Here is a 14,334-nt window from a genome sequence, read left to right as displayed (position 1 = left end):
GACCAGCACGAACATCACCGGCGGGAGGGAGAACGCGAGCCCGCCCGACTCCCGCGCGGCCCGGAGCACGCCGCGCGGGGTGAGGGGCCGGGCGGCGGCCTCCTCCCCCGGCTCGGCGGGGACGCGGGCCCACCGCCCCCAGTCCGGGGCGTCGGGGGTGCTCATGGCGGTCATTGTGCCAGCGTCCCTCATCGCCGCTGCAGACCCACCGCCCGGGACATGCTCACCAGGCACAGCGCCCCGAGCACGAGGGTCCACGCCCCGATCACGACCAGGCCCGTCACCGGCGGCTCCGCCCCCTGCAGGGACCACTGCCCCAGGCTCGAGATCCAGTAGGTGGGCAGCGACCGGCCGAGCTCCTGCATCCACTGCGGGAACATCTCCAGCGGCATCCACAGCCCGCCGAAGATCGCCATCGCCATCATGGTCACCACGCCGCCGGCCATCGCGGCGGCGCCCCTGAGCACCATGCCGAGCACGAGCCCGATGAGGATCGTGGGCGAGGGCCCAGCCACAGCACCACGAGGGTGAGCAGGAACCGGCCGGGCGAGGCCTCGACCCCGGTGGCGAGCCCCACGAAGCCCACCGCCGCGAGCGCGGGGACGATCACGGCGCTCGCGGCGATCACGGAGCCGATGAGGAAGGAGCGGGGCGAGAGCCCGGCGACGACCAGCTGGCGCAGGAAGCCGTTGCGCTGGTCCTCCTGGATCTGGGTGCCGGCGGTGACCGCGGCGCCGAGCCCGCCGTAGGCGGCCATGTTGATCATGATCATCCCGCGCGCCTGTCCCTCGGCCTCGGCGCCGAACATCATCGAGAACAGCAGGTACATCCCCACCGGCGGCGCGATGGTGAACACCATGAAGGCGACGTTCGTGACGGTCATGGCGGTGGTGTGGGCGGCGTAGCGCAGGGTGCGGGTCGCGGCCGAGGGCGCGGCGGCGGTGCGGGGCTCGGGGGCGGATCTGAGGACGGTCGAATCGGTCGGTGCGGTCATGGCGGGGCTCCTGTCGTGGGCGGGACGGGCGGCGGGGTCGGCGGCGCTCATCGCGCGGCCTCGTCCTCGTGCTCGGTGATCCGCAGGAACGCCTCCTCGAGGCCCGGCGCCGCGACGAGCACGTCGTGGACCTCGCTGGCGAGCGGCCCGGTGAACAGCGCGGCGAGCGCGGCGTCGGAGTCCGTGCACACGGCCCGCACCCGTCGGTCGTCGGTCTCGTCGACCTCGGCGCTGTCCACGCCGGGCGCCGCGCCGCGACCTGCTCCGCGGCGACCCCGCGCGCGTGATCACCCGCCCGGCGACGACGGCGGCGATCTCGGCCCCGGTCCCGTCGGCGACGACGCGGCCGCGGTCCATGACGACCACGCGGCCCGCCTCCCGCTCGGCCTCCTCGAGGTGGTGGGTGGCGAAGACGACGGTGCGGCCGCTCGCGGCGACCTGGCGCATCTGTCGCCAGAAGGCGCGGCGGGCGCCGATGTCCATGCCGACGGTCGGCTCGTCCAGCAGCGACACCTGCGGGTCGCCGAGCGGCGCGATCGCGAATCGGACCCGCTGGGACTGGCCGCCGGAGAGGGCGCTGATCCGCCTCGGCATGAGCTCGGCGATGTCGGCCTGGGCGACCACCTCGGCCATCGGCATCGGGTGGGCCTGCAGGGAGTGGAGCATCCGCGGCATGGTGCGGACCCTCTGGTCGGGCAGCGCGCCCCCCGGCCTGCGAGCATCGTGCCGATCAGTCCGGTGCGGGTCGCGGTGGTGGGATCGGTGCCGAGCACCTGCACGGTGCCGGAGCTCGGGGTCGCGAGCCCGACCATCATCTCCATGGCGGTGGACTTCCCGGCACCGTTCGGGCCGAGCGGCGCGACGATCTCGCCGGGCCGGATCTCGAGGTCGAGGCCGTCGAGGGCGCGAACCTCGCCGTAGCTGCGGGTGACGCCGCGGAGGCTCAGCGCATCGGTGCGGACGGTGGTGGTCGTGGTCATGGCTCCACCCTTCTCCCCCGCGCGCCGGTCCCCCAGCCCCCGCGATCACGTCGGCCCCATGACAGTCGTCATGGGCACGGCGGGCTACGCTGGATCGGTGCTGATCAGACAGGTGCTCCCCTTCGACGCCGCGACCGGCCGGGTCCCCGAGGCGCCGGTGGACATGCGGTCGCGCGACGGGCTGATCGCCGAGGTCGGCGGCCGCCTCTCCCCGCCGCCGGCGAGGAGGTCCTCGACGCGGGCGGTGCGCCCACGATCCCGGGCCTGTGGGACCAGCACGTGCACACCGGGCGACTCGCCCAGGCCCATGCCCGCCTCGACACCACCGGCGCGGGCGCCGTCGGCGTGCTCCTGGAGCGGGTGCGCGCCGAGCTCGCGGCCCGGCGCGAGCTCGCGGCGCCGGGCGCGGCGCTGATCGGCTTCGGGCACCGCCTGGTCGACTTCGCGATCCCGCCGACGGTGCCGGCGCTCGACGAGGCGACCGGCTCCGTGCCCACGGTGCTGATCGGCGGGGATGCCCATCATGCCTGGCTGAACTCCGCCGCGGCCGCGCGCCTGGGCCTGCCGCCGCGGGACGGGATCGTCGCCGAGGAGGACTGGTTCGCGCTCGCCCCACGCCTGCCCGAGCGCCGGGGGTCGCCGAGTCCGTCGCGACCGGTGCGGCGATGCTGCAGCGCCAGTCCCTGCGGCGCGGGGTCGTCGGCCTGGTGGACATGGAGTGGGGCAGGCCCTGGGAGTCCTGGCCGCACCGCGGCCCGCGGATGCGGATCCGCACCGCCGTCTATCCGGAGGAGCTCGCCGCGGCGCCGGGCCCGACGGGCACGGTGCTGGACGGCACGGGCCTGGTGACGATGGGTCCGCTGAAGGTGATCGTCGACGGGGCGCTCGGCTCCCACTCGGCGTACACCCGCGAGGCCTACACCGACGGGCACGGCTATGCCGGCCACGGGGTGCTCAGCGTCGGCCCCGAGGCGTCGCGCGACGCCCTCGCCGAGGCGAGGCGGCGCGGCCTGACCGCCGCCGTGCACGCGATCGGGGACGCCGCCGCGCAGGTCGCCCTCGCCGCGATCGCCGAGGTGGGGATCGCGGCGAGGATCGAGCACGCTCAGATGCTCACCGACGACGACGTCGACGCCATGGCCGCGCTCGGCGTCATCGCCTCGGTGCGACCCGCGCACCTGCTGGACGACCGGGATGCGACCGAGTCGATCTGGCCCGGCCACGGCACGCAGGCCTTCCGCCTCCGCGACCTGCGGGAGGCCGGCGTCGAGCTCGCCCTCGGCTCCGACGCGCCGGTCGCGCCGCTGGACCCGTGGCTGGCGATGGCCGCGGCCGTGCACCGCAGCGCCGACGAGCGCCCCGCCTGGCATCCCGCCCAGCGGCTCCAGCCGCGCGAGGCCCTGGCCGCCTCGACCGACGGGGTGGGGACGCTCGCCGTCGGCGGCCGCGCGGACCTCGTCCTCCTCGAGGAGGCGGACGAGCTCTTCGCCGACGTCCCCGTCGGCGCGGGCGGCCTCATGGACGAGGCCTCGGCCCGCGAAGCCGCCGATCGCCTGCGCGCCGTCGACCCGCTCGCGACCGTGGTCGCCGGGCGGCTCGAGTCGCAGCGGTAGACGGAGGCGGAGCTCAGCCCTTCTTGCCTCAGCCCTTCATGCCCGAGTGGGCGAGCCCCTCGACCACCCGGCGCTGCAGCACGATGAACAGGATCATCAGCGGCGAGATCGCCATGAACGCCGCGGCCATCATCACCGGGTAGTCGGTGGTGAACTGGCCCTGCGGCGTGGACAGGCCCACCGCGAGGGTGGTGCGGTCGTCGTAGGTCGCCACGATCAGCGGCCACATCAGGTCGTTCCAGGAGGCGAGCGCCGTGAGGATCGCGACCGCGCTCAGCGCCGGGCCGGACAGCGGGAACATGATCCGCCAGAAGGTCTGCCAGGGGCTCGCGCCGTCGAGCCGCGCCGCCTCCTCGAGGGACCTCGGCATGCCCAGGTAGTGCTGACGCATCAGGAAGGTGCCGAAGGCGCTGAAGATGCCGGGCGCCGCGATGCCGGCGACCGTGTTCAGCCAGCCCAGCTCCTGGATGATGTCGTACTGCGGGATGAGGTAGATCTGGTACGGAACCATCAGGATCGACAGCACCAGCGCGAACAGCAGGTTCTTCCCCCGGAACTCCATCCGGGCGAAGGCATAGCCGGCCAGCGCGCACAGCAGCAACTGGCCGATCACCCGTGCGCCGGTCACCGCCGCCGTGTTCAGGAACTGGTTCCAGAACGGCACCTGCTCGAACACCGCCGGGTAGTTCCCCCACTGCGGCTCGGCCGGCGCCCAGGTGGGCGGGACGGAGGTGACCTCGGCCTGCGTGGACAGCGACATGCTCAGCGCCACAGGAACGGGAAGACCATCACCAGCCCGCCGAGCAGGAGCACCAGGTGGGTGCCCCAGCGGGGCCGCGCGTTCCGGGTCCGGCGCTCACTCATAGTGGACCCACCTCCTCTGCATCCGGAACTGCAGGAGCGTGAACACCCCGATGATCAGCAGGATCAGCAGCGCGATCACCGAGGCGTAGCCCTGGTCGTTCTGTCGGAACGCCTCGGAGTAGAAGAGGTAGACGAGCGACTGCGTGTCGGCCATCGCGGGATTGGCCTGCCCCATCATCGCGAACAGCAGGTCGAACAGCTGGAACCCGTTGATCGCCGTGATGATGGTCAGGAAGAAGATGCTCGGGGTCAGCGGCGGCACGGTCACGGAGCGGAACTGCCGCAGCGCGCGCTCGCGCCGTCCAGCCGCGCGGCCTCGTACAGCTCGGACGGGATCCCCTGCAGACCGGCGGAGAGGATGATGATCGCCAGCGGCAGGCTCGCCCACAGGCCGACGATCGACACGGCCAGCGGCGCCCACCAAGGCGCCGTGATCCAGTAGGGGCCCTCGATCCCGACGAGCGAGAGCGCCCAGTTGACGACCCCGAACTCCTGGTTGAAGATCATCCGCCACACGAGCGCGACCGCGACCGGCATCGAGACGGCCGGAAGGAAGAACAGCACCTGGTAGAAGCGTGTCAGCCGCAGGCCCTTCTGGTTCATGAGCGAGGCGACGCCGACGGCGATCGGGATGCCCAGCGGCACGATCGCGGTGTAGATCGCGGTGTTCAGCACGGCGCGGGGGACGAAGGTGTCCGACAGCGGCGCGCGGTAGTTCTCCAGCCCGGCGAAGCCGCGGTCGCCGAAGGGGCCGAAGCTCGAGAAGGAGTTCAGGAACGTGGCCAGGATCGGCCAGAAGTAGAAGACGATCACGCCGATCATCAGCGGGGCGAGGAACACCAGCGGCCACAGGCCGTCGCGGGAGCGGCGTCGGCGCGAGGTGTCGCGCGCGGTGTCGTGCGAGGTGTCATGACTCATCGGCGAGCACTCCGTCCATGCGCTCGGCGAGTTCCGCGGCCGTGGCCTCGAGCCGCCCGTCGCCGCCGAGGATCTTCGGGAACAGCGGCTCCTCGAGCCGCAGCCACGCGCTCGTGTTCTGGCTGGCGGGATAGGCGCGGGCGGTCTCCGCCGCGTCGACGAACACGTCGAGGGAGAACTCCGGGATCGCCTCGACGTAGGCGTCGTTGGTGCCGAGGAACGCAGGGTTGGCCGCGCCCGCCTCCGCCTGGATGCGGTGCGCCTCCTCGGAGCCGAGGAACGCCAGGAACGCGGAGGCCGCGGGCTTGTGCCGGCCGCGCGCGGACATGGCGCACCCGATGCCGTGGATGACGTTGGCCTCCTCGGCGCCGTGGATCAGCGGCGCGACCCCCAGCGCTCGCGCACCGGGGAATCCTGCAGGAGGGTCGCCTCCCAGTTCCCGGACAGGTACAGCGCCGCGCGGCCGTTCGAGAACAGGTCCTTGGGCTGGTTCTCGGCGGTGTAGCGCACGTCGGGCGCGATCCCGTCGCGGATCATCCCGTCGAGGAACCGGAAGGCCTCGATCGCCGCGGGCTCGCCGTAGCCGGAGCGGGTCTTGTCCTCGGAGAGGACGTACCCGCCCGCCTGCATGATCAGCGGGTAGATCATCGCCTGGTTCGCGACGCCGCCCGGGTTGCCCCAGATCTGCTCGCTGCCCAGCGCCCGGGTGACGGCCTCGGAGGCGTCGCGGTACTCGTCCCAGGACCAGTCGCCGGCCGGCTCGTCCACCCCGGCCCGGTGCAGCAGGTCCCGGTTGAACCACAGGGCGATGGTGTCGAAGTCCTTGGGCACGGCGTAGGGCGTGCCGTCGTAGGTGTAGAGCTCCACGAGGTTCGGCGGGTAGTTCGCCGGGTCGAAGCCCTCGAGCTCGCTGAGGTCCTGCGAGATCCCGTGGGAGGCGTAGAGCTCGAAGTTCGGGCCGTTGATCCAGAACACGTCGGGCAGGTCGTCGCCCTGCGCCTGGATGCGGAGCCGCTCGAAGTAGGGGCCGAAGGCCGTGGTCGAGATGCTCACGCCGATGCGCGGGAAGTGCTCGTGGAAGGCGTCGACGATCTCGAGCATCGCCGGCTCCTGCGCCTTGTCCCAGATCCCGAAGGTGATCTCGTCCTCGGCGTCGGGGGTCGCCGGCGGTCCGAGAGCGGGATCGACCTCGGGGTCCGACGAGCATCCGGCGAGCGCCGCCGCGCCCGCCGCCCCGGCCAGGCCGAGGAAGGTTCGTCTGGAGGTCACGTGAACTCCTTTGTCCGACGAATCACACGAGCGTCAACGTTAACCCATTCACTCGGCGTTCCGCGCGATGTGGAGGGCCTGCGCGATGAGCACGCCCTGCGCGGGAGCCGCCCGTACGCGATCGCCCGACGGCGCGGCCGGGCGCGGCGCCAGTCGTACGCCATCTGCACGTTCGCGGGGAACACCGCGACGAACAGCGCCGCCGCCGCGGCTCCTCCCAGGCGCCGGGTCCGGGGCACGGCCAGGAGACCCGCGACGGCGAGCTCGGCGACGCCCGAGGCATAGGTGTAGCCGCGTGCGGGTCCCGGCGGCCGCGGGCGGGACGATCGTGTCGAAAGGCTCAGGCCGGAGCATGTGCGGCGTCCCCGCACCGGCGAGCAGGGCGCCGAGGAATCCGGCGGTGCGGCGGCCGCGGTTCATGCGCCCGCTCCCACGGCCGGCGCGACGCAGAGCTCGTTCCCGGAGGGGTCGCGGAACACGCGCCAGGGCGACTCGCCCCAGTCCGAGAAGAACTCCTCGCCGCCCCGTGCGGAGATCCCGGCCGCGACGGCGTCCGGGTCGTCGTCCGGCTCGAGCCGCACGTCGAGGTGGATCGGGTTCTTGGCCCCCGGCCGCTTCGGCGCCGGCTCCGGGCACAGCTCGAGCAGGGGTCCTCGTCCCGAGGGGTGGCGCAGGGTGCGCGGCGCGACGCCCGTCGCGGGCGTCCAGTCGCTCAGCCAGCCCCAGAATTCCGCATCCCGTGCGGGGTCGGCGGAGTCCAGCGGCAGGGCCGCGATCGGCCCCGTGCCGGTGTACGCCTCGCGCTCTTCCATCACGCAGAACGCGCCGCCCTCGGGGTCGGCGAGCACGATCCAGGGAACCTCGCCCTGTCCGATGTCGAGGTCGCTCGCGCCGAGCCCGCGCGCGCCGCTGCGCGACCTCCTCTGCGCGGTGCCGCCGAGCAGGTCGAGATGGAGGCGCGCGGGGAATGGTTCGGCTCCGGGACCCGCGCGAAGCACAGGTCGAGGTAGGCGTCGCCGTCAATGCGCGACCTGGTCTCGAAGATGTCGGGCGCGTCGGTGAGGGTGGTGGTGCCGAGGGCCGCCTCCCAGAAGCGGCCCAGGCGGCGCGGGTCCAGGGCGTCGGCGCCGAGGTTCTCGAGGAACATCCCGCCACCCTATGGCCGCATCGGCTCACGACGGAAGGACGGTCAGGTCGGGGAAGGACCGTGCGAGCCGTGCGTCGAGGGTGAGCACTCGCACGGCCCGGACACCCGCCCACCCCGTCGGCCGAAGGGCCACCACCGCCGGCGCCGGGTCGGCGGCGCGACGTCCGGCGCGGAGGTGGCCGAGGGCACATCGTGACCCGCTGCCCGCACCTGACGCCAGCGCGCGACCGCGTCGTCCCCGTCCCACGCCGGCGCCAGCATCCGCTGGAAGGGGTTCGCGCGCCGGTCCTCGTGGACGCGCTCGGTGAAGTCCGCGAGCGTACTCGCGCACGGCCTTCTCGTCGGGCGACGCGGCGAGGGTCTCGTCGCGGCGCTCGTACTCCTTGCGCAGCGACACCACGACGGGCAGCAGCGCCTCTGAGTCGATGTCGCCGCTGGCGATGCGCTGGTTCACCCACCAGTCGGGGTCATGGGTGTCCGGCAGGTCCAGGGGCTTCCCGGCGCCGGGCAGGTCGTCGAAGTCGCCGCGCCGCGCGGCCGCCTCGATCGCCGACTCGATGCGGGCCACGCCCGGGTCCATCGACGGCGTGCTCACGCGCCCTCGGCGAGCTCCGCGAGCCGGTCGATCGAGGCCATGAGCTTCTCCGGCGTCATCTGCCGCGCCTTCGCGAGCCGCCCCTCCTGCGAGGCGGGCAGGTCGGAGAAGTCGTAGACGTGGGTGACCAGGGTGCGCCCGTCCTCGAGCGGCTCGAGGACCCAGCCCCACTGGTGGCCGGCCGGTCGCTCACCGTGGGGAGCGGGGCGCCAGGCGATCTCGCGCCCCTCGACGAAGGCGACGACGTGGTTGTCGCGCACCCCGCCGCCCTGGTTGGTCATCACGAACACGTCGCCGACGGCGCGGACCCGCTGGCCTGCCTCGGCGCCTGCGAGGTTGTCGTTGCCGTCCCAGCGCGGGCCGCTCGGCCGGGTCGGCGATGAGGTCGAAGAGGGCGGCGGCGGGAGCGGCGATCTCGCGGGAGGCCGTGACGACGGCGTGGGCGTTCATGGCTCCATCGTGCCATCACGCGGGGCGGTGTCGTCGAAGACGTCGATCGACCCGGCATAGTTCGCGACCCACACCCGGCCGTGGGTGGGCTCGTAGGTGATGCCGATCGGGTTCTGGCCCACCTCGACGGTCTGGATCTCCTCGAGCGTCTCGGCGTCGAACTTCGTCACGGTGTTCGCGTAGTAGTTGACGACGTACAGGGCGAGCCCGTCGGGCGAGATCGCCATGGTGCGCGGCTCCCGGCCGGTGGCGACCTCGCGCGACACCTCGCCGGTGGCGGTGTCGAGCTCGAGCGACCGATCGTCCCCGGACTCGGTGAGGTACATGCGGGACGCGTCCGGGGAGAGCACCAGATGGCGGGGCTTGCGGCCGGTCTCGAGCACGAGCTCGCTCTCGCCGGTCTCGAGGTCCACGCGATACAGCTCGTCGGCGTACATCGCGGTGACATAGGCGGTGCGGTTGTCGGGCGACACCACGGAGCCGCGCGGGGCGGAGTCGACGGGGATCTGCCGCACCTCCTCGCCCTTGTCGAGGTCGACGACGGAGACGCTCGAGTCGCACCAGTTCGAGACCAGCGCGACGGACCCGTCGGGCGAGAGGGAGATGAACTTCGGGACCCGTCCCACCTCGATGACCTGGTCCCATTCCTTCGTCTGGAGATCGAGGCGGTAGACGGCGCTGTTCCCGATCTCGTCGCCGGCGGCGCAGTCGTCGGTCGCGGTCTCCCCGCCCCGGGCCCCTTGAGCGAGTACTGGGAGACGTAGGCGAACCTCCCGTCGGGCGAGAACACCGCCTCGACCGGCGCGCCCTTCGTCTCCCCGGCGCGGTCGGGGTACCCGAACTCGGCGAGGTCCACGGTGTCGGGGACCGTCGCGGCGAGCTCGAGGTCGCTCGCGTCGTACAGCGTGGAAGTGTGGTTGTACATCATGTTGTTCGCGATGACGTCCCCGGCCGGGCTCGCGACCACGGACTTCGGCGAGATGTCCCCGGTGATCCGGTCGCGGTGCACGAGCCGGGTCGTGTTCGAGGGGTCGCCGATCGGCTCCTGCACGGCCGCCTCGGCGGGAGAGGCGGCGTCATCGGGACGCGAGCATCGAGGTGCCGAGCCCCGTGACCGCACCGCCGGCGAGCACGAGCGAGAGGATCGCCATCGCCACGGTGAACTGGTGCGAGCTGCGGCCGCGGCGCGGCGGCTTCCTGCGATGCTTCGCCTCCACGGCGCCCCCTTGACCGTTCTGCCCGAGTCCTCAGGCATGAACCTACGGGGCGGAACAGGGCGATGGGGTCAGGCGCGCTGGGCAGGCGTGTCGCTCAGCCCGCGCGCCTGCCCTGCATCACGACCTCGTGGAAGAGCGGCTCATACCCGAGCTTCTCGTTGACCTGGATCATCCACGGGTTCACGTGCGAGTTCCAGGTGACCAGCGAGCGCAGCCGCGGGGCGAGCTCGGCGAGGCGCCGGTGTGTGGCGACCTTGAGCCCGAGGCCCAGCCGGTGCCCGCGGTGCTCGGGCATGACCAGGGTGTTCTCCTGGTAGCCGAGGGTCGCCGCCGGGCGCCTCGTGCACGTGTACCTCGGAGTTGCCGACGAACTCGCCGTCCGGCGCGACAGCCACCGCGACGATCCGGATCGTCCCCGCCTCGCGCATCCGCCGCTCGCTCACGCGGATCCGCTCGGGGGTGTACTCGGCGGGCTCGTGCTCGACCTCCTCGTCGGGCTCGTCGATCTCGAGCTGGGTGAGCGACCGGCCGTAGGCGCTCAGGTGCTCCTCGGGGATCTCACCGACCCACTGCTCGATCCGGTACTCGCCGCGCTTCTGCGCCGACTCGGCCTCGAGCGCGTCGAGCCGGGCGGGGTCCAGCGGCGGCGGGAGCGCCCGGCACACGGCGAGGTTCTTGCGGGTCACGCCGAGCCGGGCGGCGATCCGGTGCACGGGGTGGGCGGGATCCTCCGAGTCGACGCCCGCCTCGATCTCGCCGTACGCCTCGACGAGCGTGCGGCCGGACTGCTCGATCGCGGGCAGCGGCGCCTCCTCGACCAGCGCGGTCGCGATGCCCTGACCCCGGTGCGCGGGATGCACGGCGACGCCGACGGAGATCGACTCGAGGTTCTCCTCTTCTGCGGCGTGAAGGTCATCGCGCGGCCGACGAGCATCTCCCCACCCTCGAGCGTCTCGGCGAGCGCGATCCAACGCCGCACCGTCCAGTACGGGGTGTCCTCGAGGCCGGCGCGCAGGCTGCGCGAGGCTCTCCTCCTGATGACCGCCGTAGACGTGGTCGTCCAGCGCCTGCTCAAGGGCGCGGTACTGCTCGAGCTCCAGGTCGGAGGAGGTGTCCAGGGGACGGATCGTCAGCGCGCATGCGCGCAGTCCACCACGGCGCGGGACCACCGGTCGACGGAATATCCTCGAGCCTCCTTGACCCTCCCCTCGGGGCAGGGCCCAGCGTGGTCCGCGCCGGGACGGACCCGGCGCCCGGGACCGGGCGAGGCACGACGGAGGAACGCATGGACGAGAGCCTGCTGAGCATCGGGGAGCTGGCGGCGCACAGCGGCCTGAGCCTCAAGGCGCGCGGCTGTACGACGAGTCGGGGCCGCTGGTGCCCCGTCGCGTCGACCCCTCGACCGGCTACCGCTCCTACGGAACCGACCAGGTGGGCCGCGCCCGCCTGATCGCCGCCCTGCGGGGGCTCGGGATGGGGCTCGCCCGGATCCGGGTGCTGTGCGACCTGGACGGCGCGGCCGCCGCGACGGAGCCGCGCTCCTGGTGGCGGCAGGAGGAGGCCGACGCCCTCTCCCGCGCCGTCGCCGTCCGCGACCTCGCCTCCTCGCTCGGGCAACACCCCACGGAGGACGCCATGACCACCACGACCACCCCTGCTCGCAGCGCCTCGGCGCCGCACATCGGCCTCGAGCGCACCGCCCAGGAGGACGCGGTGCTGGTCCGGGCCCTGCCCGGCGACCGCACCCTGCTAGCGGCGGCCGACGGATTCCACGACGCCGGCGACCTCGCCGCCCGGATGCTCTCGGCGTTCGCCGGCGCGCTCGAACGGGCGCTCGCCGCTCCGTCGGCCTCCCCAGCCGCCGGCCCTCGAGACCGCCTGGACCGCCGCCGAGGCGCTGGTGCCGACACAGGGTGCCGCCGGCTCGACCCTCACCGCCGGCGTGCTCGACGGCGATCGCCTGCACATCGCCCACCTCGGCGACACGCGCGCGATGCTCGTGCGCGCCGGCCGGCTCGAGCACGTCACGCAGGACCACACCCACGTGCGCTCCCTGCTCGAGGCGGGCCGGCTCTCCCCGAGGAGGCCGCCTCCCATCCGGACCGGCGGGTGCTGAACCGGGCCCTCGCTACCGGTGCGCCGTCGGCCCCGGACCTGCTGGTCCGTCACCTGGAGCCCGGCGACCTGGTGATCGTGGCGTCCGACGGGGCGCACGCGGTGGCCGACCCGTCGGCCCTGGCCGAGGCGCTGGGAGGCGAGCAGGAGCCCGAGGCGCTCGCGCGACACCTGATCGACCTCGCCCTCGACGCCGGCGGCCCGGACAACGTGGCCGTGGCGCTGGCCCGGGCGTGAACCGGCCTCAGCGGGCGGCCCGCACCATGCGGACGATCCCCACCGCCGACGCGCCGATCAGCCCGGCGATCCCGAGCACGAGCAGTGCACTACCACCGCCGAGGATCACCGACCACGCGATGCCGAGGTAGAGCACCTGCATCCCGAGCGCCGTCCAGACCATCAGCCGCTCACCCTCGCGATACATGGTCTGGGCGTTGCTCTCGGTGATCTCGACCGGATAGTTGAAGCCGCGCGGCCGCGTGGAGATCGCGGCGAGCGGGAGCGACAGCAGAACCATCACACCGGCGATGACCAGTAGCGACCACTTCGGACCCCAGTCGTCGGCCTCTCCGGCGGGGCCGAAGTGGGTCGCGACGGTCTCCGGAAGGGACGGGTAGGCGATCAGCGACCAGGCGGTGATCGCGATCGTCGCCAGCACGGAGACCCACCGCAGCACCCGTGTGACCGGCCCGGTGCGATAGGTGCGGGCGGGCCGGTCGGCCTTGGTCAAGGTGGTGCCCCTCATGCGCGTCGGCCGCGGTGCGAGCGCCGCACCCCGCGATCGGGTTCGACGTCGGCCCCCACCCCCTCGCGCTCCTCGTGGCGCGGCGCCTCGTCGAGATAGGGCGCGCGTACTCGACGAAGCCGCGCCCTGCGGGGCGGATCAGGTCGTCCTCGATGAGTCGCTCGCGATAGGTGGACTGGTTGCGCGGGTCGATGCCCATGCGTCGGGCGATGTCGCCGACGGCGCTCGGCCCCTCGTCCTCGAGCATCGCCCTCAGATACTCGCGCTTGCGGGCGCTGAGGCCGCGCGCGCCGGGCCGTGGACGTTCTTGATCATCGCCGCGATGACGGTGTCCCGCGCCCTGCGGACGTCCTCGACCTCGATCACGTCGGCGTCGCCGCTGTTCTGCCAGGCCTTGGAACCGATGAGCTGGATCAGGTAGGGGTAGCCGCGGGAGATCTCGCCGGCGAGCACCGCGGCCTCCGGGGTGATCGACTTCGCGGTGTCGGCGACGGTCATCCGGATCGCCTCGGCGGCGGTGCCGACGTCGACGCTCCCCACCTCGAGCCGGTGCGCACGGCGCAGGAAGGTGGTGCGCTCATGGTCCAGCGGCGCATCGACCCCGGCGCGCACCCCGGCGGCGAGGAAGGCGACGGCGTGGCCGGAGCCGATGAGGTCCTGCACGTGCTGGGTGAGGGCATGGAGCTGGTCGCGATCCACGGACTGCGGCTCGTCGAGCGTGATCAACAGCCCGCCGCCCTCGGCCTCGGCGAGCTCGGCCAGGCGGTCGAGCACGACGGCGAGCGGCTCCCCCTCCCCCTCGTAGCGCTGGACGATGTCGCGCTGGGCGGAGACGTTCATGACGCGCGCGGAGGTGAGCCGGGAGGTCTCCGCCTCGGGATCGATCTCGCGCAACCGGGAGATGGCCTGGCCGCGCGGCTCCTCGAGCAGCGAGGTCGAGGACGTGTGCATCCTGAGGTCCACCCAGCCCGCCTCCAGGGCGAGCTCGCGGAACTCGGTGAGCGAGACGGTCTTGCCGGCGCCGCGCTGGCCGGAGATGAGGATCGCCCGCGCCTCGGGCACGGTGCCGGCGAGCGCCGCGGTGAACTCCTCGATCGCGATGTCACGGCCCGCGAGGATGATCGGCGTCAGGCCGAAGCCCGGGGTGAAGGGATTCGTCATGGAGCCATCGTTCCGTGTGTGTCGGTGTATGTACAGGGCGGGCCCTGTCGGTCGCGCTCGGCCCGAGGAGCGGCCGACCGCGCTACGAGGGGCGGCCGACGACGATACGACGACTGGACGACGGACCACTCCTCCTCATTCATTGAAATCGCGAATTCAGCGAGGAACTTTCGTCAGAATTCCAAGGAGGAGCCCGAGTCCACTCGCCGCCCCCTTTTTCGCACCCCGATCTTCCGCCCGTCACCAGCACGCTCTCGAGTCAGGCC

Annotated in this window: 16 protein-coding genes and 7 pseudogenes; 4 read left to right on the top strand and 19 right to left on the bottom strand. The window is 72.9% G+C overall.

Features of this window, described 5'->3' with window-relative positions; translation table 11 throughout:
- Positions 1–188: 188 nt before the first annotated feature.
- The 3 genes and pseudogenes from WKH84_RS17910 to WKH84_RS17900 all read right to left on the bottom strand — a co-directional run.
- On the bottom strand, positions 189–470 hold the full coding sequence (locus WKH84_RS17910) for a hypothetical protein (RefSeq protein WP_341854629.1): 282 nt from the start codon (positions 468–470) through the stop codon (positions 189–191).
- On the bottom strand, positions 428–1,669 hold the full coding sequence (locus WKH84_RS17905) for an ATP-binding cassette domain-containing protein (protein ID WP_341854628.1): 1,242 nt from the start codon (positions 1,667–1,669) through the stop codon (positions 428–430). The genes WKH84_RS17910 and WKH84_RS17905 overlap by 43 nt, the downstream gene beginning before the upstream one ends.
- Before the next feature lie 86 nt (positions 1,670–1,755).
- Positions 1,756–1,974 (bottom strand): annotated as a pseudogene (locus WKH84_RS17900) (ATP-binding cassette domain-containing protein); the annotation flags it as partial.
- A gap of 279 nt (positions 1,975–2,253) precedes the next feature.
- On the opposite strand from WKH84_RS17900, the pseudogene WKH84_RS17895 reads away from it, so the two are divergent.
- A pseudogene (locus WKH84_RS17895) lies at positions 2,254–2,478 on the top strand (hydrolase); the annotation flags it as partial.
- Positions 2,479–2,639: 161 nt separating this feature from the next.
- Positions 2,640–3,587, top strand: a complete 948-nt coding sequence (locus tag WKH84_RS17890; RefSeq protein ID WP_341854627.1) for an amidohydrolase family protein — start codon at positions 2,640–2,642, stop codon at positions 3,585–3,587.
- A gap of 28 nt (positions 3,588–3,615) precedes the next feature.
- Here WKH84_RS17890 and WKH84_RS17885 read toward each other — a convergent pair whose 3' ends face one another.
- The 14 genes and pseudogenes from WKH84_RS17885 to WKH84_RS17820 all read right to left on the bottom strand — a co-directional run bounded on the left by WKH84_RS17885 (position 3,616) and on the right by WKH84_RS17820 (position 11,216).
- Entirely contained in the window at positions 3,616–4,347 is a 732-nt protein-coding gene (locus WKH84_RS17885; RefSeq protein ID WP_341854626.1) for a carbohydrate ABC transporter permease, read from the bottom strand.
- A 96-nt stretch (positions 4,348–4,443) separates the two neighbouring features.
- The gene (locus tag WKH84_RS17880; protein WP_341854625.1) at positions 4,444–4,719 is read right to left on the bottom strand and encodes a hypothetical protein; all 276 of its coding nucleotides are present in this window, start codon (positions 4,717–4,719) and stop codon (positions 4,444–4,446) included.
- The gene (locus WKH84_RS17875; protein WP_341854624.1) at positions 4,716–5,369 is read right to left on the bottom strand and encodes a sugar ABC transporter permease; all 654 of its coding nucleotides are present in this window, start codon (positions 5,367–5,369) and stop codon (positions 4,716–4,718) included. The genes WKH84_RS17880 and WKH84_RS17875 overlap by 4 nt, the downstream gene beginning before the upstream one ends.
- Entirely contained in the window at positions 5,359–5,697 is a 339-nt protein-coding gene (locus tag WKH84_RS17870) for a hypothetical protein (RefSeq protein ID WP_341854623.1), read from the bottom strand. The genes WKH84_RS17875 and WKH84_RS17870 overlap by 11 nt, the downstream gene beginning before the upstream one ends.
- Before the next feature lie 47 nt (positions 5,698–5,744).
- Entirely contained in the window at positions 5,745–6,638 is an 894-nt protein-coding gene (locus WKH84_RS17865; protein WP_341854622.1) for a sugar ABC transporter substrate-binding protein, read from the bottom strand.
- Positions 6,639–6,686: 48 nt separating this feature from the next.
- A pseudogene (locus WKH84_RS17860) lies at positions 6,687–7,058 on the bottom strand (MauE/DoxX family redox-associated membrane protein).
- Entirely contained in the window at positions 7,055–7,486 is a 432-nt protein-coding gene (locus WKH84_RS17855; RefSeq protein ID WP_341856954.1) for a VOC family protein, read from the bottom strand. Before WKH84_RS17855 ends, WKH84_RS17860 begins: the two are co-directional and overlap by 4 nt.
- Before the next feature lie 21 nt (positions 7,487–7,507).
- Positions 7,508–7,582 (bottom strand): annotated as a pseudogene (locus tag WKH84_RS17850) (hypothetical protein); the annotation flags it as partial.
- Positions 7,573–7,785: pseudogene (locus WKH84_RS17845) on the bottom strand (VOC family protein); the annotation flags it as partial. The pseudogenes WKH84_RS17850 and WKH84_RS17845, both read right to left, overlap by 10 nt.
- 25 nt (positions 7,786–7,810) lie before the next feature.
- Positions 7,811–8,380 (bottom strand): DUF1992 domain-containing protein, encoded by a 570-nt coding sequence (locus WKH84_RS17840; protein WP_341854621.1) that lies wholly within the window; start codon positions 8,378–8,380, stop codon positions 7,811–7,813.
- A pseudogene (locus tag WKH84_RS17835) lies at positions 8,377–8,830 on the bottom strand (SRPBCC family protein). Before WKH84_RS17835 ends, WKH84_RS17840 begins: the two are co-directional and overlap by 4 nt.
- Entirely contained in the window at positions 8,827–9,519 is a 693-nt protein-coding gene (locus WKH84_RS17830; protein ID WP_341856953.1) for a beta-propeller fold lactonase family protein, read from the bottom strand. The pseudogene WKH84_RS17835 and the gene WKH84_RS17830 overlap by 4 nt, the downstream one beginning before the upstream one ends.
- Before the next feature lie 387 nt (positions 9,520–9,906).
- Positions 9,907–10,047, bottom strand: a complete 141-nt coding sequence (locus tag WKH84_RS17825; RefSeq protein WP_341854620.1) for a hypothetical protein — start codon at positions 10,045–10,047, stop codon at positions 9,907–9,909.
- Positions 10,048–10,187: 140 nt separating this feature from the next.
- The gene (locus WKH84_RS17820; RefSeq protein WP_341854619.1) at positions 10,188–11,216 is read right to left on the bottom strand and encodes a GNAT family N-acetyltransferase; all 1,029 of its coding nucleotides are present in this window, start codon (positions 11,214–11,216) and stop codon (positions 10,188–10,190) included.
- A gap of 208 nt (positions 11,217–11,424) precedes the next feature.
- Between WKH84_RS17820 and WKH84_RS17815 the strand changes: the two are divergent.
- Positions 11,425–11,490: pseudogene (locus WKH84_RS17815) on the top strand (hypothetical protein); the annotation flags it as partial.
- A gap of 457 nt (positions 11,491–11,947) precedes the next feature.
- Entirely contained in the window at positions 11,948–12,163 is a 216-nt protein-coding gene (locus tag WKH84_RS17810; RefSeq protein ID WP_341856952.1) for a hypothetical protein, read from the top strand.
- A 243-nt stretch (positions 12,164–12,406) separates the two neighbouring features.
- Here the strand turns inward: WKH84_RS17810 and WKH84_RS17805 are convergent, their stop codons facing one another.
- Positions 12,407–12,892, bottom strand: coding sequence for a DUF1648 domain-containing protein (locus WKH84_RS17805; RefSeq protein ID WP_341854618.1), 486 nt, complete (start codon positions 12,890–12,892; stop codon positions 12,407–12,409).
- A gap of 267 nt (positions 12,893–13,159) precedes the next feature.
- On the bottom strand, positions 13,160–14,068 hold the full coding sequence (locus tag WKH84_RS17800; protein WP_341854617.1) for an ATP-binding protein: 909 nt from the start codon (positions 14,066–14,068) through the stop codon (positions 13,160–13,162).
- Positions 14,069–14,334 lie beyond the last annotated feature (266 nt).

It is taken from the genome of Brachybacterium sp. GPGPB12, from assembly GCF_038396325.1.
In the GTDB taxonomy this organism is placed as follows: Bacteria; Actinomycetota; Actinomycetes; order Actinomycetales; family Dermabacteraceae; genus Brachybacterium; species Brachybacterium conglomeratum.
This window is presented reverse-complemented; position numbering and strand designations above follow the sequence as displayed.